This window comes from Arthrobacter sp. TB 23 (genome assembly GCF_000294595.1).
In the GTDB taxonomy this organism is placed as follows: domain Bacteria; phylum Actinomycetota; class Actinomycetes; order Actinomycetales; family Micrococcaceae; genus Arthrobacter_D.
In genome coordinates, this window is the sequence record NZ_ALPM01000114.1 from 41117 (window position 1) to 62776 (window position 21660).

Below are 21660 nucleotides of genomic sequence, written 5' to 3' on the forward strand. Positions count from 1 at the left end.
GGCGGGGATTCTTTGTTCGGGTATCCCACTGATGTGGGCCCTGAGGGGCTCGAACCCTCGACCCACGGATTAAAAGTCCGATGCTCTACCATCTGAGCTAAAGGCCCGCATCATTCCTGACCACCGAAGTGGTCGAAATGACCTGCCTACATTATCGCATCCTGCCGTCGTGTGCCGAACGCGGCCATTTGCCGGGCCGGTGGGGTCAGCTGACCGCGGGTTCAATTATCCGGAGAGCCTCGACCAGCTGACGGTACAGGTCGTCACGATCGAGCAGCTCACTGTGGGTTCCGCTGGCCCCGATCCGCCCGCCTCACCGCGCGCAGAGCATCCCAGATCTCGTCATCGGTGGCATCAGGGTGTGTGAGGGGCAGGTTGTCCTGGATGGTACCGGGGACGATGGGTGTCTCCTGCTCGACGTAGGCCAGCTGAGATCGGATCTGCGCGTGCTATTACCACTCATTGGAACAATGATGGCAAGCAAAGTCGAGGCCTTCCCCATCCCAATCGCACCTGCCTGGCGAACTAGCCGGCGGGCTCCGGCCCAGTGACTCTGGCATGGAGGGAAATGGCAGGAGTATCCTCAATTCATGAGCGGTAACTACGAGAACCAGAGTCCACGGCATCACAAGCCCAAGCCCTTCGCGCCACTGGACTTTGAAGTTTTCGCGGGCGGTGCCGATCCCTCACGGGTGTCGGAGGCCGCCCACCTCTCGGCACACGCGTTGGTTCACCATGGCCGGCTCGCTGACGATCCGGACATCACCCAGCGTCTTGTTGAGTTGGCCGACCAGCAGGGCCTTGAGGCAATCGCGGAAATGTGGGCGGAAAGTCCCGCACGATCCCTTCCCGGCGCGCTGTGGCGGCTCTACGCCCTTCGGGCGGCTACCCAGCAAAATCCCGAACGTATCGCCGCCTACTTTGAGTCAGGTAAGGATGTCGCACAGGTCTCCAAGGTAGTGGCCGGCGTTGCCGAGCCGCCGGGTGCAGAGGAGGTCCGGTCCATGGCCGACACTATTCTCTCGGGTGCCTTCGAAGGCGAGTTCGACGTCGCACTCGAACGTTTCGCAGCATTTTGCCGGGTGATCGCCCTGGGCCAGACCCATCATGCCGACGACGCCGAACCAGCCAACGGGGTGCACGCGGCCAAGCTGACCCGCAACTCGCACCAGCTGATCAAAACCGCCGAAGACCTTGAGCATGCTGCTGCCTCCTGGCGCCGGGGCGAACTGGACTAGTCAGCACTGGGGTGCCGGTCAATATTGACATGAGCGCACCGGAGGAGAACACTGAAAGTGGTGTCGGACCGTGGAACCCCCGGGCTTCAACATTTAGCCGCTTCGAGCGGCCTTCCGCCGAGAGGCGCTCCCGGTTCGACACCATTTTTGTGCCTACTGAACGACATCTGAGTGGCAACGGCGACGCGGCCGGGCGCCAGGGCGGTGACAACTAGTCGAAATGAGCCACCCCGGGCCTGTCAGTTATTCTTAGGCAGCAACTGATCAACTCGATGCCCCGGCAGGTTAGGTAGTCCACGTGAAGCTTCGCCTCTTTCCACAGGAGGATGCTGGCCTTGTCTTACTCTCGGACATGGCCCAGCAACTGGTGCTCGGGGTGCGCACCATGTCGGGAATCCTCGGGGCGGACAAGCGTGACTACGACAGCCTGACTGAGGAACTGCACCAGCACGAGGCGAACTCAACCGATCTCCATTACGCGTTGCTCACGTCGATGCGCAGCAGCTTCGTCAACCCGCTGCCGCGTGAGGACCTCTATGCCCTGTCCAGGATGCTGAACGAAGCAATCGAGAAGCTCGACGGCGCTGCCGAGCTCATCTCCCTCTACCAACTCAGTAAGCTAAGCCGCCGGGCCACTGAACAGCTCGAGGTGATCACCCGGCAGGCGGAACTCACCGCTGAGGCGATGAAACGACTGAATTCGATGGATGATCTCGAGGAGTACTGGATCGAGATCCTCCGGCTAGCCAAACGCGCCGAGCGCACCCACCGGATCTGGTGTTCCGAACTCCTCAACGACCACAAGACCCTGGTTTACGCCAGACACCGGGATGTGGCAAACCAGCTGGTCGACGTCACCAAAGACATCCGAAAGGTTGCCACCCACGTGGGCAGCATCCTCGTCAAGGAATCATAGGTGGAACAGTTCCTCCTGGGCATGGTCATCGTGCTCGCTGGAGGTTTCGCGTTTCTCAACGGGTTCCACGACGTCTCCAATTCGGTGGCCACCGCCGTGCGCACCCGGGCGCTGACCCCCAGCATCGCCGTGCTTCTGGTAGCGGTCTTCAACCTCATTGGCGCCCTCCTTGGCACCGGCGTCGCCCTCCTGTTCGCCGGCGACGCCCTGCGGGTTCCGTCCGGACGGGTTGGCCTCGGCATCCTGATCGCAGGCCTTCTCGGTGCGCTGTGCTGGGGGTTGTTCACCTGGTACCGGGGCAAGCCGTCGTCGTCCACCCACGCCCTCATTGGCGGCCTGATCGGGTCCGGTGGGGCGTCGGCCCTGATTGGTGGCGAATCGATCGCCGACTCCGAGCAGGTTTTTCTGCTGCAGATTGCCCTCCCCTTGCTGCTCTCGCCGTTGGTGGCGTACCTGCTCGCCTATCTGGCAGTGTTCCCGGCCATCTGGCTGCTCCGTTACAGTCCGCCGCGGAAGGTGAATTCCGGTAGCCGGATGGCGCAATCGGTGCTTGCCGGGGTGTTTGCGCTGGGCCATGGCCTGCAGGACGGTCAACGGACGATGGTGGTGGTGGTCCTCGCCCTGGTGGCAAGCGGTATCGCAACCGGCGCCGAGGTTCCCCTCTGGGTGCAAATCTTTGCGGCAGTGCTGCTGGCAACCGGGTCGCTGTTCGGCGGCTGGCGTATCACCCACACCTTGGCGCACCGGCTGGTCCGCGTGGACCCGCTGCGGGGGATGACTGCCCAGGGCGTCAGCTCGGCAATGCTCTTCGTCGGCTCCATCTCGCTGTCGATGCCGCTTTCAAGCACCCACACCATGACCTCGGCCATTCTTGGAGCTGGCGCCAACCAGCGGTTCCCGACCGTGCGCGGCCGTGAAGTGGTGAAGGTGCTGATCGTGTGGTTCTCGACGGCGGTAGTCACCGCACTCATCGGCGCGATCCTTTTCCTGGCAATGAGCCCGCTACTCTAGCCCGTCGGTGGCGTGCCACCCGCTGGACAAGCAGAAGCGGCCCCCAGGGTCAGCTCCACCGGTCGGAACCAGCGGATCTCACACTGAGGGCCGCTTTTGGGCTGACCCGCCCGGTTTAGCTACCCGAAACGGCCTGACACGTAGTCTTCGGTGGACTTCTCTTTGGGCCTGTTGAAGATGTCGGAGGTGTCGCCGAACTCGATCAGTTTCCCCGGTTTGCCGGTCGCTGCGATGTTGAAGAACGCGGTCTTGTCGGACACCCGTGCGGCCTGCTGCATGTTGTGGGTAACAATCGCCACCGTGTAGTCGTTCTTCAGCTCGTTGATCAGGTCCTCAATGGCGAGCGTGGAAATCGGGTCCAGGGCTGAACATGGTTCGTCCATGAGGATGACCTCGGGAGAGACCGCGATGGCCCGGGCGATGCACAGGCGCTGCTGCTGGCCGCCGGAAAGGCCGGAGCCGGGGCGCGCCAGACGGTCCTTGACTTCGTTCCAAAGGTTGGCGCCCCGCAGGGACTTCTCCACGAGCGCGTCGGCATCGGATTTGCTGATGCGCTTGCTGTTGAGCTTCACACCAGCGAGCACGTTGTCACGGATGGACATGGTGGGAAACGGGTTGGGCCGCTGGAAGACCATACCGATCTGGCTTCGCACGTGCACGGGATCAACCGCGTCGTCGTACAGGTCGTCGCCGTCGAGCAGGACCTCGCCCTCGACGCGCCCGCCGGGAATTACCTCATGCATCCGGTTCAGGGTGCGAAGGAAGGTCGACTTGCCGCAGCCGGACGGTCCGATGAAGGCGGTGACGGAGCGGGCCTCGATGGTTACGTTGACGTCTTCCACGGCAAGAAACTTGCCGTAGTAGACATTCAAATCCTTGACGTCGATACGCTTTGACATCTAAATCCTTATGGGTTGTACAGCGCAGGTTAGCGGCTGGTTTTAGGGGCGAACATCCGGGCGATGAGGCGGGCAGCGAGGTTCAGGAGCATCACGAGGATGATCAGAATCAGGGCTGCGGCCCAGGCTCGCTGGGTGCTCGGGTCGGTGCTGGTCGGGGAGGTCGGGGTAATAATCTGGTAGTAAATGTAGGTGGGAAGAGTGCTCATCCATCCGCTGAAGACGTCGAGGTTGATGCCGCGGGCAAACCCGGCCGTCACCAGGATCGGCGCGGTTTCGCCAATCACCCGAGCGATGGCGAGAGTGACTCCGGAAGCGATGCCCGAGATTGCTGTCGGGATGACCACCTTGGTGATGGTCCGCCACTTTCGCACACCCAGCGCGAAGGCGGCTTCGCGGAGCTCGTTCGGGACAATCTTCAGCATCTCCTCGGTGGAACGGACCACCACCGGGATCATCAGCACCGACAACGCCGCGGCTGCCACGAATCCGGTCCGGGTGCCTGGCCCGAAGATCAGCCCGAACAATGCTGCGGCGAAGAGGCCAGCGACGATGGAGGGGATTCCGGTCATGACATCGACGAAGAAGGTGATCGCCCGGCTGAGCGGGCCACCCGTAGAGTATTCCACCAGGTAGATGGCCGCCAGCAGACCAACCGGCACCGAAATGATCGTCGCCCACAGGGTAATCTGCAAGGTTCCGAGGATCGCATGGTAGGCGCCGCCCAGGACCGGCGTGCCTTCAGCCACTGTCTGGTTATCGATGGCACCGGTCAGCCCATTCATCGACCGGAACAGGAAATCGCTGGTCATCCCTGGCATGCCGCGTTCCAGCACGGTCCAGATCACTGACAGCAGCGGCAGTACGGCGATGATGAAAGCGCCGTAGACCAGATAGGTAGCGAACCGGTCCTTTGCTTTACGGCTGCCCTCTACTGCACCCGCGGTCGCGGTACCACCGACCACGAAGAAGATCGCAGCGAAAACGGCCATCGAAACCGGGCTGAAACCGAACAGGGACGAGACTGCTGCGCCGAGGATCAGTGCGCCCACCAGAACGGCCCAGATGGACCATTTGGGAAGCTTGTTCTTGGTGAATTGGGACGGTCGCCGGGTCATGGTTGCATTACTCATTAGTTGGCACCTGAGAATTCCTTGTGGCGGCTGATGATCCACCGGGCGACGACGTTGACGGCGAGGGTGATCACGAAGAGCACGAGGCCCGCCGCGATGAGCTCACTCAGGCGAAGTCCGAACGCCTCGGGGAAGTTGAGGGCGATTTCAGCGGCGATGGTCTGGTTGCCCGTCTGGATCAGGCTGGCGTTCAGTGCACCACCTGAGAGAACCAGGGCCACTGCCATCGTTTCGCCGAGCGCGCGACCCAGGCCGAGCATTGCGGCGCTGATGATCCCCGGCCGGGCAAATGGCAACACCGACATTTTGATCATTTCCCACCGGGTGGCGCCGAGGGCCAGCGATGCCTCTTCGTGGAGTTTGGGGGTCTGGAGGAAGATTTCGCGGCTGAGGGAAGTGATGATGGGCAGCACCATCACGGCCAGCACGATGCTTGCGGTGAGGATGGTTCTCCCGGTGTTACTGGCGGGGCCCTCGAAGATGGGAATCCAGCCGAGGTTGTTTGCCAGCCACTCGTACGCCAATGCCAGCTGTGGGGCCAGCACCGCATAGCCCCAGGCGCCGTAGACCACCGACGGGATGGCGGCCAGCAGGTCGATCAGATACCCAAACCCCTGGGCAAGCCGCCGGGGTGCGTAATGCGAGATGAAAAGAGCGACGCCGATACCCACCGGGGTGGCGAGGACCAGGGCGATAGTCGCAGCAATGACCGTACCGATAACGATCGGCCAGATGTAGGAAAAGAATCCGCTGCCACCGGAGATTTCCGCGGGATCGGCGACGAACGTGGGGAAGGCCTGGACCAGCAGGAAAACCGCAACACAGAACAACACTGCCAGAATGAGGCAGCCAGCCAGCAGGCTGGCTGTTGAGAATATCTTGTCCCCCGATTGACCGCTGTCGCCTTGTCTGCGCAGCGTGTTCGGAGACACAGTCTTCGTGGACACTAGTGAACCCTTCGGTGCTGGTACTTGGTTGTTCCTGCTGGGTTGCCGAGAGCGGGCGTTGTCAGCGGTGGAGGTGGTAACTGCATACCAGCCTAATGGCTGGGCGCAAAGGACAACCCCGCCCGGTCCGTGAGGACCGGACGGGGCAATCGACGCCTCTTAGGAGGCAACTGCAATCGAATCGATTGCGGCCTGGGCCTGCTCGCGCAGCCCGTCCGAGATCGGGGCGTTGCCGGCCGAGTCGGCCGAGTCGGCCTGGCCCTCTTCGCTGATCACGTAGGAGCCGAAGGCCTGGACCAGGTCGACTGTCTCCTGATCGGGGTAGGTGGCGCAGTAGACGTGGTAGGAGATCAGCACGATCGGGTATGCACCGGACTCGGTGGTGTCCCGGGTGAGGTTGAAGGACATATCAACCTCGGGTGCGCCTTCCACCTCGGCTGGCTCGGCAACCTCAACGGCGCGTGAAGCGGCCTCTGGGGTCAGCGCCACGTACTCTTCGCCGACCTGCACCAGGACCTGTCCTAGGTCCCCGACAGCCGAAGCGTCGGTGTAGGTGATGGCGCCTTCCGTGCCTGAGGTGGTCGAAACGACACCGTTAGTGCCCTGCGCGTTCTCGGCGACGATTTCGGCGGGCCAGTCACCCGATACCTCGTCGGTCCACACCTCTGGGGCGGCCGTTGCAAGGTAGTCGACGAAGTTCTCGGTGGTGCCCGACTCGTCGCTACGGTGCACAACAGTGATGGCCAGATCGGGAAGTTCCACTCCCTCGTTCTGGGCGGCGATTGCCTCGTCGTTCCAGTTAGCGATATCGCCACGGAAGACGGCTGCAATCGTGTCGGCGTCCATGTTCAATTCGTCGACACCTGGCAGATTGAATGCCACAGCGATTGGTGCGATGTAGGCGGGGATGTTGAACGCACCCTCGGGCCCGCAGACCTCAACTGCCGTAGCGTGCTCTTCCTCGTCGAGGTAGGCATCCGATCCAGCGAACTGGACTCCGCCAGCGGTGAACGCTTCGCGACCAGCACCGGATCCATCAGGTGAGTACTGAACGGTTGCGTCAGGGTTGGCTTCCTGGAAGCCGGACTGCCAGGCGGTCATTGCCGCACCCTGGGAGGAAGCGCCAGAGCCCGTCAGCGTGCCAGTTACCGTGCTTTCCGCGGAGCCGTTATCCCCGGTGGTTGCTGCCGGCTCGTCGGTTGCGCTGTCGGTGCCGCAGGCGGTCAATGCGAGCGCGGCGACAGAGATTACTGCCGCTGCGCGGCCAAAGCGAAGAACCTTCACTTGATGTTGCCCCTTCCAGGGAGTCGAAAATTGGTGCTGTGGGCACCTATGAAAAACGAGAATCTGAACTTTTCAGTATGCGTACCTTGAATAAGCTAGGCGCCACAGGTAAAGAGACTGACGGATCAAAGTGAACGGAGGGTGAACGTGAAACGTACAGTTGCGATCAGCCCGTTCATTAGCCTTGCCAAACCGCTCCGGGTGCTGTGCGGATCTCCTGGCGCGGTTGCGGCCCCCAACCCGGGAAACCGGGGCTAGGCTGGGTTTCATGCCGCGGCCATCAAACTTCTCGCGAGCCCGCTCCTTTGTTCGCAACCGGACGCGGGTAGGTTTCCGGCGGAGTTCCAACTCGGTAATCCCCGCCATCCAGATGACCGTCTGTGCGGTGGGCGCTTATGTCTTCGCGGAACGGGTCCTTGGTCACAGCGGACCACTGTTCGCCGCCACCTCCTCGATGATTGCGCTCGGTTTCACCCGCGACCCGCGGCTTCGCCGGGTGTTGGAAGTTGGGGTGGGCTGCACTCTCGGCATTGCGCTGGGAGACGTCCTCCTGGCCCTGTTTGGCACCGGGATCTGGCAGGCAGCGGTGGTGCTGTTCGTGTCGATCCTCCTGGCACGATTCCTGGACAGCGGTACCATCTTCACCACGCAGCTGGGCCTGCAGTCCTTGCTGGTGGTACTACTCCCAGCCCCCGACGGCGGCCCATTCACCCGCAGTGTCGACGCCATCGTCGGCGGTCTGTTCGCCCTGGTAATTGTGATCCTCGCGCCAAAGGACCCACGGAAAGAGCCCAAAACGAACGTGCGGGAGTTACTGGGCGAACTCTCGACGGTGCTTCGCGAATCGTCGACCGCGCTGACCCGCAGCGACCCGACCCTGGCCTGGCACGCCCTGATCAGGGCACGCAGCTGCCAGCCCCTGATGGAGGGTCTCTCCGGCAGCATGGGGGCGGCCAGGGAAGTGGCACGCCTCTCCCCCGCCTACCGGCGCCATCGGCAGGAACTTGCCGAGCTCGGAGGATCAATCGACTCGATAGACCTTGCCGTCCGTAACGCCCGGGTATTCACCCGACGGCTGACCTCGGTCATCAACCACGCTGCGCTCACCGACGAGGCAGTGCAGGAACTCTCCCAGGTCATTGAGGACACCGCCGATGCCGTCGATATGCTTGGCCGGGCCCTCTCGGCGGCCAGCGCCCCCGAACGGGGGCTGACGCTCCGCCAGGCACGGGAAGACCTTGCGGCAGTGGCCACCATGCTCCACCCCCGTCTCCTGCGGATCCAACGGTTGGAGGGAGAAGGGCTGGTGCTGCTGTACCGCCCTCTGATAGTTGACCTTCTGGAGGCAACGGGTCTCCCCCACGATGAGGCTGCCGGGTACCTGCCGAAATTGTGAGCCTGGTCAAAGCTGGCTCCCGCAGTAGTGTCTTTGCCGCTGCACGTCCCTACCCGCCGGTACGTTAGAGGGCATGGCTACAAAGACAGCACGCCCGGCACGCACCTCCGCACCCGCCTACCGGTGTGGAGAATGCGGTTGGACTACCGCGAAATGGGTGGGCCGCTGCGGTGAATGCCAGGCCTGGGGGACGGTCGAGGAGACCGGCCAGGTGGTGGCGAGAACGACGGCGGCTGTCACCGTCGCCACTCCAGCCCTGCGGATCTCGGAGATCGACGCAAGTGCCGCGTCCTACCAGCCGACGCAGATTGGTGAGCTTGACCGGGTTCTCGGTGGCGGCCTGGTACCGGGCGCGGTGATCCTCCTCGCGGGGGAACCCGGCGTGGGCAAGTCCACCCTGGTACTCGACGTCGCGGCCCGGGTGGCGCGACTCGGCAAGGACGTGCTGTATATCACCGGGGAGGAATCGTCAGCCCAGGTGAAGCTACGGGCAGAGCGGATCGGCGCCCTCGCCGACACCCTCTACCTCACCGCCGAATCCGATCTGGGGCAGGCCCTCGGGCAGGTGGAACGGTTGTCGCCGTCGCTGCTGATCGTGGACTCGGTTCAAACCCTGAGTAGCGCCGCCGTCGACGGGACCGCCGGCGGGGTCACGCAGGTGCGGGAGGTTGCCGCCTCGCTGATCGCCGCCGCGAAGACCCGAGGCATGACCACCATCCTGGTGGGGCATGTCACCAAGGACGGGTCCATCGCCGGCCCCCGCCTGCTGGAGCACCTGGTGGATGTGGTGTGCCAGTTTGAAGGGGATCGTCACTCACGGCTTCGCCTGATGCGGGCCATCAAGAACCGGTATGGGCCCACGGACGAGGTGGGCTGCTTCGACCTGACCGAGACTGGCGTGGAGGGCCTCGCAGATCCGAGCGGCCTGTTCGTGTCGCGTACCAAAGACCCCGTGTCCGGCACCTGCATCACCGTGACTCTGGAGGGGCGCAGGCCCCTGCTGGCCGAGGTGCAAGCTCTCCTCGCGGAGTCGTCGAACTCGCAGCCCCGGCGGGCAACCAGCGGGCTCGACAGTTCACGGGTGGCCATGCTGCTGGCTGTTCTCCAGCAGCGCGCTTCGTTGAGCCTGCATAAGGACGACAGCTACGTTGCAACAGTCGGCGGGGTGAAGCTCAGTGAGCCGGCCACCGACCTGGCAGTGGCGCTGGCCATCGCCTCGGCGAAAACCAACCAGCCGCTCGCAGCCCGGCTCATCGCCTTCGGCGAGGTGGGCCTTGCCGGTGAGGTCAGGCCGGTTCCTGGCATCGCCCAGCGGGTGCAGGAGGCCGAACGGCTCGGCTTCACCCACGCTGTGGTGCCGGCTTCACCCAATGGGCCAGGCAAGGTTCCAGCGGGGTTCAAGGTGCACGAGGTATCGACCCTGACCGAAGCCCTGGAGCTACTCTTTTAGACTTCCGGCTGGACCGGCAGATAACCGTTATACATTTGCGCCCGTAGCTGGTATCCGGGTTTAGGCGGCGCGCCCACTAGGATTGGAACGGCTGCGTTGGTGCCTGCGCGGCAGGGCCTTGCACATCCGGGAACCGGTTGGCAACGCCGGTAGCCGGAAGGAAGTGGCAATGGTTCGCAGCCCAGAGGACGCGTTGAAGGCCACTTTGGCGCGCGTTGCGCCGGGCACCCAGTTGCGGGATGGTCTCGAACGCATCCTTCGCGGGCGTACCGGAGCCTTGATCGTCCTCGGCTTTGACCGCACCGTGGATTCGATCTGTTCCGGCGGGTTCGATATCGGTATCACCTTCTCCCCCACCCGGCTCCGGGAACTTGCCAAGATGGACGGCGCCATCGTTTGCGATAAAGATGCAAGCAATATCCTCCGGGCAGGCGTGCAGCTGGTACCTGACCACACCATCTATACCCAGGAGTCCGGGACACGGCACCGGACAGCAGAGCGGGTAGCCATCCAGACCGGACTCCCGGTCATCTCAGTCAGCCAGTCGATGCACATCATCGCCCTCTACATCAACGGACTGCGGCATGTGCTGGAAGGCTCCGAGCCGGTCCTGGCAAGAGCCAACCAGGCCCTCGCCACCCTCGAACGCTATCGGGCACGACTGGACCAGGTGACCGGCTCGCTGTCCGCCCTGGAAATCGAGGCGATGGTCACGGTCCGGGATGTGGCGGTGACCCTGCAACGCCAGGAGATGGTCCGACGCATCTCCGAGGAAATTTCGCAATACGTGCTCGAGCTCGGCGTCGATGGCCGGCTCCTCTCGCTGCAGGTGGAAGAACTGACCACCGGGCTGGGCCCGGGCAGCGAAATGGTGCTCCGGGATTACCTGGACCTTGGAGACGCCAACCTGGTGGTCGAAGAGCAACTTGCGAAGCTGCAGGCCTTCAGCTCCACCGACCTCATCGACCTCGGCACCATCGCCAGCGTGGTGGGCTTCAATCCCTCGGTTGATTCTCTGGACGCCGTGGTGCAACCCAAGGGATTCAGGCTGGTGTCCGGCATCAAGGCTGTGCCGCCTGCAGTGGCGAACCGGCTGGTCGACCACTTCGAGGGCCTGCAAAACCTGATGGCAGCGAACATTGATGACCTGATGGCTGTGGATGGGATCGGTGAGCAACGTGCCCGGACCGTGCGTGAGGGACTGTCAAGGATCGCTGAAACGAGCCTGCTCGACCGTTTCATGTAGCTGCTATTGCAGCTCGAAAGTTGCTTCTTCGCTGGTCCGTTCGCCGAGCGTCACCGTCAGGTTGTAAAAACCGGGGGTAGGGTTCGCCTCGACCGCCTGGCAACCCGGTGCGCTACGGTTTCGTTCCCACGTGAAGTTCGCTTCCTCCGACCCGCCCGGCGGGATGTCCCGGTTGAGGTCCTCGGCGCCTTCCTGGCAGTCGGCAGAGGAGAAGATGCGATCCTCACCGCTGGTGACCAGGAATTCCATCTGTGAAGTTCCCACATTGACCGGGCAGGGGATATCACCAGTGTTGGTTACCGTCAGCGTGAGCACTGGATTCTCTTCGGGGGCGTAGGCGTCCGCATCGGTCGATGCGCTGACTTCCACCAGCTCCGGACCACACTCGGGTTCCGACGGCGAAGGGGACACGGTCGGTGCTGCGGATTCGGTCGGTGCTGCGGGCTCGCTGACTTCTGCCGTTGGTTCGGACGGGGAGGTTGAGGGGGCTGGTTGGGCCGAGCCGGTGGGTGCGCTCACGGCGTCGTCGGTGTTCGCGCCGTTGCCGATGAGGCCAGCTAGGGCGATTCCGCCCCAAACCAGTACGCCGGCCAGGATGAGGCCCAGGACCAGCACCACAATCCTGCGTCGGCGATACACCTTCGGGCTGACCCGGGGCGCGTTGGACGGCCGCGCTGACCTGTCCTGCGGCCCGCCTCGCGACGGCCCCCCGTGTGAATCCATGGGTTAAGGCTAGGGACCCAATCCTCGGATGCGCGTCACACCACGCCGGTCAGTACAGTATTGATGGTCAACTATCAGGAGTGCCAATGATCCCGGTTCCCACCGCCCAGCTGCATCGACGCATTATTGGCTGGTTCGACGTCCAGGCCCGGGATCTCCCGTGGCGTGGTCCCGGGCGAACCCCCTGGGCGGTAATGGTCAGCGAGTTCATGTTGCAGCAGACACCGGTGGTGCGGGTCCTGCCCGTCTACGCCGACTGGCTCGACCGGTGGCCCACACCGGCTGACCTTGCTGCGGCTCCAGCCGGTGATGCTTTGAGGCACTGGGGGCGGCTTGGTTATCCGCGCCGCGCCCTGCGCCTCCACGCGGCCGCGGGGGCCATCGTCGAACACCACGGGGGTCGGGTGCCCCGCACCGCCGCGGAGCTCCTGACCCTTCCCGGCGTCGGCACCTATACGGCTGCTGCGGTGGCAGCGTTTGCGTACGGGAAGCGGGAGACAGTTGTTGACACCAACATCCGCAGAGTCCACGCGCGGCTGCTCGGCGGGGATGCTCTGCCGGCCCCCACCCTGACGGCCGCCGAGATGCGGCGGGCGGCTGACCTCCTGCCCGACGACGACGGCGAATCAGTCAAGTGGAACGCGGCAGTGATGGAGCTTGGCGCATTGATCTGCACTGCCCGGGCCCCCAAGTGCTCCCAGTGTCCGGTGCTCGACGCCTGCGCATGGGTTGCTGCGGGGCGACCGGAACCTCATTACGTGCCCAGGGGACAGGCTTGGGCCGGGACGGATCGTCAGGTGCGCGGGGCGATGATGGGAGTCCTTCGGGACGCGGTGGCACCGGTGATCAGGGAGGTGCTCGTTGCCGAACCGGTGGACCTCGCGCTCGGCTCGCCGCCCGGCACCGTAGTGTCCCCACTCATTAAACTGCACCGCTTGAACGCGTCAAGGGAGCAACTTGAACGGTCCCTTGACGGGCTCGTGGCGGATGGTCTTGCCAGCGAGACCCCGGCCGGCATCAGCCTCCCCAGCTGACCGGCCCAGACCGCTTCAGAGTTCCCCGAACCCGCTGGCCACCTCAGCACCTATCTGATCAATGGCTTTCTGCGCGTCGGGGCCAGCGGCTGACGCGGTCAGGACCTTGCCCTGGCCGAGACCCAGGCTCATGAGCAGCATCACCGACTTCGCGTCCACCCCGTTGACCGTCACCTCCACATCCAGTTCACTCATCATCCGGGCCAGGGTTGCCGCGGGGCGGGCGTGCAACCCCATCGGGTTGGGCAATTCCCAGGCTGCCTCAACCGGCTTTCCATCGGTGGAGGATTGAGATCCGCCTTCTCCGGGCGCGGCTGCAGCATGGCTGACAAACGGTTCGAGCTCCGTTGGATCCAGCGCGACGATCGCTGTCTCGGCGGCACGTGTCACCGTGTCTACATCGGCTCCGGACTGCGCCTCGACGGCCGCGGCGACTGTACCTTCGACCAGTGCCGCGCGGGCAAGCCTGACCCGCAAACGCTGGTCGCTGTCAATGAACTCAAGCGCCATCTCGGCAGTCATCACGGCAGAGCCCAGATCTGTCAGGAGCACGACTCCGGCACCCTGGTCGGCCGTCGAAATAGCCTCAAGCACCTTCTCGAAGCTGGTTCCGATCAGTGGGACACCAGAATCATCGTCCAACCCACCGGCGGCGACGAGCGGGACGTCCCCCGCCATCTCACGGGCGAGGTCGCAGATTCCCTCGGCGATCTTCGAACTATGGGACACAATGACCAGGCCAACGTTCACTCGTGCGCACCTGCCGCATCGGCCGCTGCCTGCAAAATCAACCCTGACGAGACGGCGCCCGGGTCGAGGTGGCCGGCGCTGCGTTCGCCGAGGTAGCTGGCACGGCCCTTCCGTGCAATCAGGGGTTCGGTAGCCGCGGCCCCGGCGTTTGCAGCGTTGGCGGCTGCCGCCAGCACCTCTGCAACCGATGCGCCGGCCATCGCGGCGGTGCCTGCCGCCTCAGCCGCAGGAGTCCAGGCATCGACCATCGTCTTGTCACCGGATTCGGCCTTGCCGCGCGCTACTATCCCATCGCGGGCAGCGGTCAGCAGCCCGGCGACGTCGTCGGGGCCTATTGCCTCGGTGTCGCCCAGCGAGGTGGCTGCACGGAGCAGGGCGGTTCCGTAGAGGGGCCCAGCTGCGCCCCCCACGGATGACATGAGGGTCATCGCGGCCAGCTTCAGCACGGCACCCGGCGTGGCGGGGTGTGTACCGTCGTCGAGCTTTTTCACTACCGCCGTGAACCCACGATCGAGATTCTCACCGTGATCGGCATCGCCGATAGCCCGATCAAGGTCGATCAGGTATTGCCGGTTCTCGCTGACCACCCGGGCACTCTCCCGCAGCCACGCGACCACCCATTCAGTAGTGAGGGTATTGGTGGATCCCTCTACCACGCCTAGACTCCCCACCGGAGCGCCGCAGTGTTAACTGGCGAATCCCACAACTCGACCATTTCGTCGTCAAGTCGCAGCACGGTGATCGAGGCGCCCTGCATTTCCAGGGCGGTGATGTAGTTGCCCACCAGGGATCGTTCAACAACGATTCCCTGCTCCTCAAGGAGTTGCCTGGCGCGCCGGTAGACGATGTACAGCTCACTTACCGGCGTGCCTCCCATGCCATTGACGAAGAGCAGCACCTTCTCGCCGCTGTCCACCTTGAGATCGGCGAGGATTGGCTCCATCAGCCGTCCGGTGATCCCGTCGGCGTTTTCCATCGCAATGCGATGCCTGCCGGGTTCACCGTGGATGCCGATGCCGATCTCGATCTCGTCGTCGGTGAGGTCGAAGCTCGGCTGGCCGGCGTGCGGCACAGTACAGGCGGCGAGCGCCACCCCCATGGACCTGACATTGTCGATGACACGCTGGGCGATTGCAGTCACCGCATCGAGGGTGTCTCCCCGCTCGGCTGCGCCGCCCGCGATCCGTTCAACGAGGACCGTTCCGCCGACGCCGCGTCTGCCAGCGGTGTACAGCGAATCCTCGACTGCGACGTCGTCGTTCACCAGGACCGTCCGCACGGTCACGCCCTCGGCTTCAGCGAGCTCGGCTGCGGTTTCAAAGTTCAGGACGTCGCCCGTGTAGTTCTTCACAATGTGGAGCACCCCCGCTCCCCCATCAACAGCTGTGGTGGCTGGGAGAATCTGGTCGGGGGTCGGGGAGGTGAACATGGCCCCGGGTACGGCGGCATCGAGCATTCCCCGACCTACATATCCGGCGTGCAGCGGTTCGTGACCGCTGCCCCCGCCGGAGACCAGCCCGACTTTTCCTTGGCGGGGTGCGTCTTTCCGGGTGATGAACAGGGGGTCGGGATGGACATTGACCAGGTCTGCGTGGGCGGCCCCGAACCCTTCAACGGACTCGGTGACGACCTGCTTTGGGTCATTGATTAGCTTTTTCATGGCGGCTCCTCGGTGAAAGGACACAGGATTGGGTTTGCCGGCCCGCCGGACCTGCTGGCCTTGTCTGAACCCTACCCTCCGGTCAACTGCTTGCCTATAGGGTGCACTACTGGTTAAACGGCTGTGGGAGGCCCCCGAGCTACTTACGCTCGGCTCCTCCCACAGCACTAATCCTTCGGCGGCTTCCACTGGCGACTATGAATCGGGTGAACGCCTGCTGGACCAGATCTAGCGGTTGTCACCCTTGAAGGCGTCCTTGACGTTTTCGCCGGCGTTCTTGATGTCGCCGGAGGCCTGGTCCTTGTGGCCATCGGCTTCCATCTTTTCGTTGCCGGTGAGCTTGCCAACGCCTTCTTTGATCTTGCCGCCCAGCTTCTCGCCGCTGTTTGCTGCCTTGTCGTCTGCACCCATAGTCTGACCTACTTCCGCTCGGTGTGTCGGGGCCCGGGTCCGGGTCCCGCTTTTCGCATCATCATAGATGCCAAGCTCCCTTAGCTTATCGATCCTGACCTCGGTTTGCCACCTTATGCGGGCTATTCCCGAGCTGACGGATCATCCGGGTGTTGCCGAGGGTGTTCGGTTTGACCCGGGCAAGGTCGAGAAATTCAGCGACGCCCTCGTCGTGGGAACGAAGGAGTTCCGAATAGACCGCCGGGTCCACTGCCGACTGGTCAGCCATCACCTGGAACCCCTGGCGCTGGAAGAACTCCACTTCAAAGGTCAGGCAGAAGACGCGTTCGACGCCCAGGGCGCGCGCGTCGTCGAGCAGCTTCGCCACCAGGGCACTGCCGACGCCGCGCCCCTTCGCGGCCTGGAACGTGGCAAGGGTGCGGATCTCGGCCAGGTCTTCCCACATGACGTGCAGCGCCCCGCAACCGAGGACGCCGTCGTCGTCCTCGGCAATCCGGAACTCCTGCAAACCCTCATAGTAGGCAACAGTTTCCTTGGCCATCAGTACCCGGCTCTCAGCAAGCGGGGCCACCAACGCCTTGATTGCTGGGACGTCGGAAGTACGCGCGGGCCGGATTCTGAAGGAGGAACTCACTAAGGCAGTCTACAAACCCTGCCGCAGGTATCAGCTACAGTCCGAGTTCGGGGGGCAGGTCTCTGCGTTCACCGAGGACGTGGTGCGCCAGGAAATGCCCGACGACGCCGTACCAGACTTTCGCGTGCTGGGGTTTGAGAATCCAGTGGTTCTCATCCGGGAAGTAAAGGAACCGGTGAGCGGTCCGGCCTTCCTCATCTACTGCCAGCTGGGATCGTGACAGCAGTTCGTACCAGAGCCTGAGGCCCTCTCCGATTGGGACGCGGTAATCCTTGTCCCCGTGGATCACCAACATGGGTGTCGATATGTTCTCCACGTGGTGGTGCGGAGAGTTTTCCGACGCCATCTCGGGCGTCATCTCCTTCTCCCAGTAGTAGGACGCATCAGTGGTTGGGCCAAACTGGTCGAGCGCCCACAGACTGGCGTGGGTGACTACAGCGGTGAACCGGTCCGTGTGGCCAGCTATCCAGTTGGCCATGTAGCCGCCGAAGGACCCGCCCATGGCGGCGGTCCGGGTCTCGTCGATGTCGTCTCGTGCTACCACGGCATCGGTTGCTGTCATCAGGTCAGTGAACGGTGCTTTGCCCCACTGTCCCCAGCCCCGGTCGATCATGTGCTGGCCGTACCCGGTAGACAAGGCTGGATCAGGGAGCAGGACCGCGTAGCCCTGGGCCGCCAGCAGCCACGGCGACCACCGCCAGGTCCAGGCGTTCCAGGAGCCCAGCGGGCCGCCGTGGATCCATAAAAGCAGCGGAGCGGGCCGGGAAGAGTCCGCTCCGGCGGGGAGGACCAGCCAGGATCCAATCGTCTGTCCATCGTCGGCGGTGGTCTCTACTCGTTCCAGCCGCCCCGACAAGGCTGGTCGCTCGACTGGTCCCCGTAGTGCCGCCACGGTTCGGTTGATGAGGTCAATTGTGACCACTTCGGCGGGAAATTCGTAGGAGCTGCGCAGTGCGTAGGCGGTGTGACCATCGGGGGCCACCACCGCGTTGGTGTACGAGGCTGCGTCGCTGGTCACCCGGGTCACCTCATTGGTGGCTACGTCGATCAAGAACAGCGGCGAGGCGCCCTCCTCATCGGCAGTGACCAGCACTGCGCTGCCATCGGGCAACCACGCAGCCGGGGACGGCCAACGGTCCCACTTTGCGGCAAGGGGAAGGAGTTCCCCGCCGGCGAGTGGGAGCAGGCCAAGTGTTTGTTGCGGCGCAACCTCAGCGGTGGTCCGTCTGGCCCGGTGGACCACCAGGGTGGCACCGTCGGGGCTGATCGGTCCGGGCGAGAAGTCGTAGCCGGGGTCGTCGAGCAGGACCGAGCGCTCCCCGGTGGCAACATCAATCCTGGCAAGGATGCTTCGTGCGTCCCCCTTACCCACCGGAATGCTCACCGCTGTCACCACAACTGAACCGTTCGGGCTGATCACCTGCTTGGCGTTCCTGAGGGAGGTGCCTGCGGCGGGTGTGATGTTGCGGAGCTCGAACCGGGCTGCAGCGTCGGTTGCCTGGAGCGGCTGCCCGGCGGTCCCCTTCCCCTCCAACGCGAAGTAACGAGGCTCTGCCGGACCTAGATCGGCATCCCAATAACGAACCGGATAACCGGAGTGCAGGATGGCGCCCACCTTGGCTTCCTTCCGCAGAGTACGGCGCGCACCGTCGTCGCCCTCGTCGGTCGAACCCGCGAGGACGTCAGCGACGACGATGGCGGACTCCGCCTCGGAGGACGTTAGTACGCTGCTCACACCGCCCTGGCGAGAGAGCACCAGCTGCGCCTCCCCTCCCCGGGCCGGGAGCCGCCAGATCGCGTTGGTGGGTTCCTTGGCCGCATCCCCCTCTGCCCCATCCGGATCGGGCCGCGCCGAGGTGAACAGCAGGTCCCCGCCAGCCAGGAATGAGGCACCCGTTTCGCCCTTGGCGCTGCGCGTAATCCGGCGCGCGGGTTGCTCTCCGCGCGGATCAACTTCCCAGAGCGCCGTCCCGTATTCAGTTGCCTTGGCATTGAGCGTAGCCACGGTCGTCACCAGTCGAGACCCGTCGGGGCTCAGCGCCAGGGCGGCCAGCCGGGGCATCGCGATGAAGAGATCCAGGTCGTGGAAGGGGGTTTCGGGCTGCTGTTCCGATTCGGGTGTCATCGCCCCTGTCTACCACCGTCCCGCAGCGGACGTGGCGTGGTTCACAGCGACTTCTCTGAGAGAGTAATAAGTTGCTTCAGGCACACAAGGTGAGCTTCCGGCCGGGCCTGCCGTGTCGGTAGCTGATAAACCGAAGGCCCCCGGCCAGCACCATGGTGCCGGCCGGAGGCCTTCAGGCTGACGCCACCCGGCGTCACCGCTGTCTACTCGGGGACTGTGGCCTCAATAGCCGCAGGAGCATCCTCGATTTCTTTCGGAGCACCGTGCCCAACGAAGGTGAAGCGGGCTTCGTCCCCTTCGCCTTCGACATCAACGGAGACCAGTTCACCGGACTTCAGTTCACCGAACAGAATCTTCTCGGAGAGCTGGTCCTCGATCTCCCGCTGGATGGTGCGGCGCAGCGGCCGGGCACCCATCGAAGGATCGTAACCGCGGGTGGCCAGCAGTACCTTCGCCGCGGGGGTCAGCTCGATGCTCATCCCCTTGTCAGCCATCCGCTTGCCCAGCCGCTCAAGGAACAGGTCGACGATCTCGACAATCTCGTCCTGGGTGAGCTGTGGGAATACCACCGTGTCATCAACACGGTTGAGGAACTCGGGGCGGAAGTGCTGCTTCAGCTCTTCCGTCACCTTCGCCTTCATCCGGTTGTAGGTGGTGGTGGTGTCGGTGCCGGACTGGAAACCCGTCATGACGCCCTTGGAAATATCCCGGGTGCCGAGGTTGGTGGTCATGATGATGACCGTGTTCTTGAAGTCCACCACCCGGCCCTGGCTGTCAGTCAGGCGACCGTCTTCCAGGATCTGGAGGAGCGAGTTGAACAGGTCCGCGTGGGCCTTCTCGACCTCATCGAACAGCACCACCGAGAACGGACGGCGCCGCACCTTTTCGGTGAGCTGCCCACCCTCTTCGTAGCCCACATAACCGGGAGGGGCACCAAAGAGCCGGGACACCGTGTGCTTCTCGGAGTATTCGGACATGTCGAGGGTGATCAACGCGTCCTCATCACCGAACAGGAATTCCGCCAGGGCCTTGGCGAGCTCGGTCTTACCGACACCGGTGGGGCCGGCGAAGATGAATGATCCACCCGGCCGTTTCGGATCCTTCAGCCCGGCACGTGTGCGCCGGATTGCCTGCGAGATCGCCTTGATGGCGTCGTTCTGGCCGACGACCCGCCTGTGCAGCTCGTCTTCCATCTTGAGGAGCCTCGTGGACTCTTCTTCGGTGAGCTTGAAGACCGGAATACCGGTTGAGTTGGCGAGGACCTCAGCAATGAGTTCCTCATCGACCTCGGCAATGTCATCGAGACCGCCCGACTTCCAACGACGCTCCTTCTCCATCCGCTCGTCATGAAGCTTCTGCTCCTTGTCGCGCAGTGAGGCGGCACCCTCGAAGTCCTGCGCATCGATCGCCGACTCCTTCTCCCGCTTGACGTCCGCAATGCGGTCGTCAATTTCCTTCAGCTCGGGCGGGGCGGTCATCCGGCGGATACGCAGCCGCGCACCAGCCTCATCGATCAGGTCGATTGCCTTATCGGGCAGGAACCGGTCCGAGATGTAACGCTCGGCGAGCGTCGCAGCCGAGGTGAGCGCCTCGTCGGTGATTGACACGCGGTGATGTGCTTCGTAACGGTCCCGCAGGCCCTTGAGGATCTCAATGGTGTGCGCCACTGACGGTTCCTGCACCTGAATGGGCTGGAATCGACGCTCCAGGGCCGCATCCTTCTCGATGTGCTTGCGGTACTCGTCGAGGGTGGTGGCGCCAATGGTCTGCAACTCCCCCCGGGCGAGCATCGGCTTCAGTATCGAAGCGGCATCAATTGCACCTTCTGCGGCTCCCGCACCCACCAGGGTGTGGATCTCGTCGATGAACAGGATGATGTCGCCGCGGGTGCGAATTTCCTTGAGCACCTTCTTGAGGCGTTCCTCGAAGTCTCCGCGGTACCTGGATCCTGCCACCAGCGACCCGAGGTCGAGGGTGTACAACTGCTTGTCCTTGATCGTCTCGGGCACGTCACCGCGGACAATTGCCTGCGCGAGACCTTCGACGACTGCCGTCTTGCCGACGCCTGGCTCACCGATCAGAACAGGGTTGTTCTTGGTGCGGCGCGACAGCACCTGCATCACGCGTTCCATTTCCAGGGCACGCCCAATAACCGGGTCAAGTTTGCCTTCGCGGGCAGCCTGGGTGAGGTTCCGCCCAAACTGGTCAAGGACCACCGAACCGGCTGGGGTGCCTTCCTGCTGCTGGCCGCCCACTGACGCAGGCTCTTTGCCCTGATACCCGGACAGCAGCTGGATCACTTGCTGGCGGACACGGTTGAGGTCGGCGCCAAGCTTGACCAGTACCTGGGCTGCGACGCCTTCACCCTCACGGATGAGCCCGAGCAGGATGTGCTCGGTGCCAATGTAGTTGTGGCCGAGCTGCAGCGCTTCCCGCAGCGAAAGCTCAAGTACCTTCTTGGCGCGCGGGGTGAACGGGATGTGGCCGGACGGTGCCTGCTGGCCCTGGCCGATGATCTCCTGGACCTGCTCACGGACGGCGCCGAGGGAGATGCTGAGGGATTCGAGCGCCTTTGCGGCGACCCCTTCACCCTCGTGGATGAGCCCGAGCAGGATGTGCTCGGTGCCGATGTAATTGTGGTTGAGCATGCGGGCCTCTTCTTGGGCCAGCACTACAACACGACGGGCGCGGTCGGTAAATCTCTCAAACATGGGGCACACTCCTAGCTAACGCGTAATTCGATGCTACGTGTCCTGCACAGGCTTTTGGAGCGTGTTCGCCACAGGCGAGATATCACACCCAC

General features: G+C 63.7%; 19 protein-coding genes and 1 tRNA gene. 7 read left to right on the forward strand and 13 right to left on the reverse strand.

Features of this window, described 5'->3' with window-relative positions; translation table 11 throughout:
• Positions 1–34: 34 nt before the first annotated feature.
• Positions 35–107: transfer RNA gene (locus B384_RS0115230), tRNA-Lys, on the reverse strand.
• 483 nt (positions 108–590) lie between these two features.
• On the opposite strand from B384_RS0115230, the gene B384_RS0115235 reads away from it, so the two are divergent.
• From B384_RS0115235 to B384_RS0115245, 3 genes are all read left to right on the forward strand, one after another.
• Positions 591–1238: a hypothetical protein gene (locus tag B384_RS0115235; protein WP_019483960.1), complete on the forward strand. Its 648-nt coding sequence runs from the start codon at positions 591–593 to the stop codon at positions 1236–1238.
• Positions 1239–1536: 298 nt separating this feature from the next.
• On the forward strand, positions 1537–2154 hold the full coding sequence (locus tag B384_RS0115240; protein WP_024477172.1) for a DUF47 domain-containing protein: 618 nt from the start codon (positions 1537–1539) through the stop codon (positions 2152–2154).
• Positions 2155–3165, forward strand: a complete 1011-nt coding sequence (locus B384_RS0115245; RefSeq protein WP_019483962.1) for an inorganic phosphate transporter — start codon at positions 2155–2157, stop codon at positions 3163–3165.
• A 119-nt stretch (positions 3166–3284) separates the two neighbouring features.
• On the opposite strand, the gene pstB is transcribed toward B384_RS0115245, so the two are convergent.
• The 4 genes from pstB to pstS form a co-directional block, all read right to left on the reverse strand.
• On the reverse strand, positions 3285–4064 hold the full coding sequence (gene pstB / locus B384_RS0115250; RefSeq protein WP_019483963.1) for a phosphate ABC transporter ATP-binding protein PstB: 780 nt from the start codon (positions 4062–4064) through the stop codon (positions 3285–3287).
• A 29-nt stretch (positions 4065–4093) separates the two neighbouring features.
• Positions 4094–5197 (reverse strand): phosphate ABC transporter permease PstA, encoded by a 1104-nt coding sequence (gene pstA, locus B384_RS0115255; protein ID WP_019483964.1) that lies wholly within the window; start codon positions 5195–5197, stop codon positions 4094–4096.
• Positions 5197–6144: a phosphate ABC transporter permease subunit PstC gene (gene pstC, locus B384_RS0115260; RefSeq protein ID WP_019483965.1), complete on the reverse strand. Its 948-nt coding sequence runs from the start codon at positions 6142–6144 to the stop codon at positions 5197–5199. Before pstC ends, pstA begins: the two co-directional genes overlap by 1 nt.
• A 159-nt stretch (positions 6145–6303) precedes the next feature.
• The gene (pstS, locus tag B384_RS0115265; RefSeq protein WP_019483966.1) at positions 6304–7428 is read right to left on the reverse strand and encodes a phosphate ABC transporter substrate-binding protein PstS; all 1125 of its coding nucleotides are present in this window, start codon (positions 7426–7428) and stop codon (positions 6304–6306) included.
• Between the two features lie 268 nt (positions 7429–7696).
• On the opposite strand from pstS, the gene B384_RS0115270 reads away from it, so the two are divergent.
• From B384_RS0115270 to disA, 3 genes are all read left to right on the forward strand, one after another.
• Entirely contained in the window at positions 7697–8824 is a 1128-nt protein-coding gene (locus tag B384_RS0115270) for an FUSC family protein (protein ID WP_026041224.1), read from the forward strand.
• A gap of 73 nt (positions 8825–8897) precedes the next feature.
• Positions 8898–10274 carry a DNA repair protein RadA gene (gene radA / locus B384_RS0115275; RefSeq protein WP_024477168.1) on the forward strand — a complete coding sequence of 459 codons (1377 nt, stop codon included), beginning with the start codon at positions 8898–8900 and terminating at the stop codon, positions 10272–10274.
• Positions 10275–10443: 169 nt separating this feature from the next.
• Positions 10444–11520: a DNA integrity scanning diadenylate cyclase DisA gene (gene disA, locus B384_RS0115280; RefSeq protein ID WP_019483969.1), complete on the forward strand. Its 1077-nt coding sequence runs from the start codon at positions 10444–10446 to the stop codon at positions 11518–11520.
• Between the two features lie 3 nt (positions 11521–11523).
• Here the strand turns inward: disA and B384_RS0115285 are convergent, their stop codons facing one another.
• Positions 11524–12243 (reverse strand): hypothetical protein, encoded by a 720-nt coding sequence (locus B384_RS0115285; protein ID WP_024477167.1) that lies wholly within the window; start codon positions 12241–12243, stop codon positions 11524–11526.
• An 86-nt stretch (positions 12244–12329) separates the two neighbouring features.
• On the opposite strand from B384_RS0115285, the gene B384_RS0115290 reads away from it, so the two are divergent.
• Positions 12330–13277, forward strand: a complete 948-nt coding sequence (locus tag B384_RS0115290) for an A/G-specific adenine glycosylase (protein WP_019483971.1) — start codon at positions 12330–12332, stop codon at positions 13275–13277.
• Between the two features lie 15 nt (positions 13278–13292).
• On the opposite strand, the gene dhaM is transcribed toward B384_RS0115290, so the two are convergent.
• The 7 genes from dhaM to B384_RS0115325 form a co-directional block, all read right to left on the reverse strand.
• Positions 13293–14027: a dihydroxyacetone kinase phosphoryl donor subunit DhaM gene (gene dhaM / locus B384_RS0115295; RefSeq protein ID WP_019483972.1), complete on the reverse strand. Its 735-nt coding sequence runs from the start codon at positions 14025–14027 to the stop codon at positions 13293–13295.
• Positions 14024–14683: a dihydroxyacetone kinase subunit DhaL gene (gene dhaL / locus B384_RS0115300; RefSeq protein ID WP_019483973.1), complete on the reverse strand. Its 660-nt coding sequence runs from the start codon at positions 14681–14683 to the stop codon at positions 14024–14026. The genes dhaM and dhaL overlap by 4 nt, the downstream gene beginning before the upstream one ends.
• A 2-nt stretch (positions 14684–14685) precedes the next feature.
• Complete coding sequence (gene dhaK / locus B384_RS0115305; RefSeq protein WP_019483974.1) at positions 14686–15687, reverse strand: dihydroxyacetone kinase subunit DhaK; 1002 nt, start codon at positions 15685–15687, stop codon at positions 14686–14688.
• A 228-nt stretch (positions 15688–15915) separates the two neighbouring features.
• The gene (locus B384_RS0115310) at positions 15916–16098 is read right to left on the reverse strand and encodes a CsbD family protein (protein ID WP_019483975.1); all 183 of its coding nucleotides are present in this window, start codon (positions 16096–16098) and stop codon (positions 15916–15918) included.
• A gap of 85 nt (positions 16099–16183) precedes the next feature.
• Positions 16184–16732, reverse strand: coding sequence for an amino-acid N-acetyltransferase (locus B384_RS0115315; protein ID WP_019483976.1), 549 nt, complete (start codon positions 16730–16732; stop codon positions 16184–16186).
• A 34-nt stretch (positions 16733–16766) separates the two neighbouring features.
• On the reverse strand, positions 16767–18857 hold the full coding sequence (locus B384_RS0115320; protein ID WP_019483977.1) for a S9 family peptidase: 2091 nt from the start codon (positions 18855–18857) through the stop codon (positions 16767–16769).
• A gap of 203 nt (positions 18858–19060) precedes the next feature.
• Entirely contained in the window at positions 19061–21568 is a 2508-nt protein-coding gene (locus tag B384_RS0115325; RefSeq protein ID WP_026041226.1) for an ATP-dependent Clp protease ATP-binding subunit, read from the reverse strand.
• Positions 21569–21660: the final 92 nt, after the last annotated feature.

What these genes read in the sequence shown, in the direction of transcription:
- B384_RS0115235 (WP_019483960.1), top strand. Translation starts at nt 591, where the DNA reads ATGAGCGGTAACTACGAGAACCAGAGTCCACGGCATCACAAGCCCAAG.
- pstB (WP_019483963.1), bottom strand. Translation starts at nt 4,064, where the DNA reads ATGTCAAAGCGTATCGACGTCAAGGATTTGAATGTCTACTACGGCAAG.
- pstA (WP_019483964.1), bottom strand. Translation starts at nt 5,197, where the DNA reads ATGAGTAATGCAACCATGACCCGGCGACCGTCCCAATTCACCAAGAAC.
- B384_RS0115270 (WP_026041224.1), top strand. Translation starts at nt 7,697, where the DNA reads ATGCCGCGGCCATCAAACTTCTCGCGAGCCCGCTCCTTTGTTCGCAAC.
- radA (WP_024477168.1), top strand. Translation starts at nt 8,898, where the DNA reads ATGGCTACAAAGACAGCACGCCCGGCACGCACCTCCGCACCCGCCTAC.
- disA (WP_019483969.1), top strand. Translation starts at nt 10,444, where the DNA reads ATGGTTCGCAGCCCAGAGGACGCGTTGAAGGCCACTTTGGCGCGCGTT.
- B384_RS0115285 (WP_024477167.1), bottom strand. Translation starts at nt 12,243, where the DNA reads ATGGATTCACACGGGGGGCCGTCGCGAGGCGGGCCGCAGGACAGGTCA.
- B384_RS0115290 (WP_019483971.1), top strand. Translation starts at nt 12,330, where the DNA reads ATGATCCCGGTTCCCACCGCCCAGCTGCATCGACGCATTATTGGCTGG.
- dhaK (WP_019483974.1), bottom strand. Translation starts at nt 15,687, where the DNA reads ATGAAAAAGCTAATCAATGACCCAAAGCAGGTCGTCACCGAGTCCGTT.
- B384_RS0115310 (WP_019483975.1), bottom strand. Translation starts at nt 16,098, where the DNA reads ATGGGTGCAGACGACAAGGCAGCAAACAGCGGCGAGAAGCTGGGCGGC.
- B384_RS0115320 (WP_019483977.1), bottom strand. Translation starts at nt 18,857, where the DNA reads ATGACACCCGAATCGGAACAGCAGCCCGAAACCCCCTTCCACGACCTG.
- B384_RS0115325 (WP_026041226.1), bottom strand. Translation starts at nt 21,568, where the DNA reads ATGTTTGAGAGATTTACCGACCGCGCCCGTCGTGTTGTAGTGCTGGCC.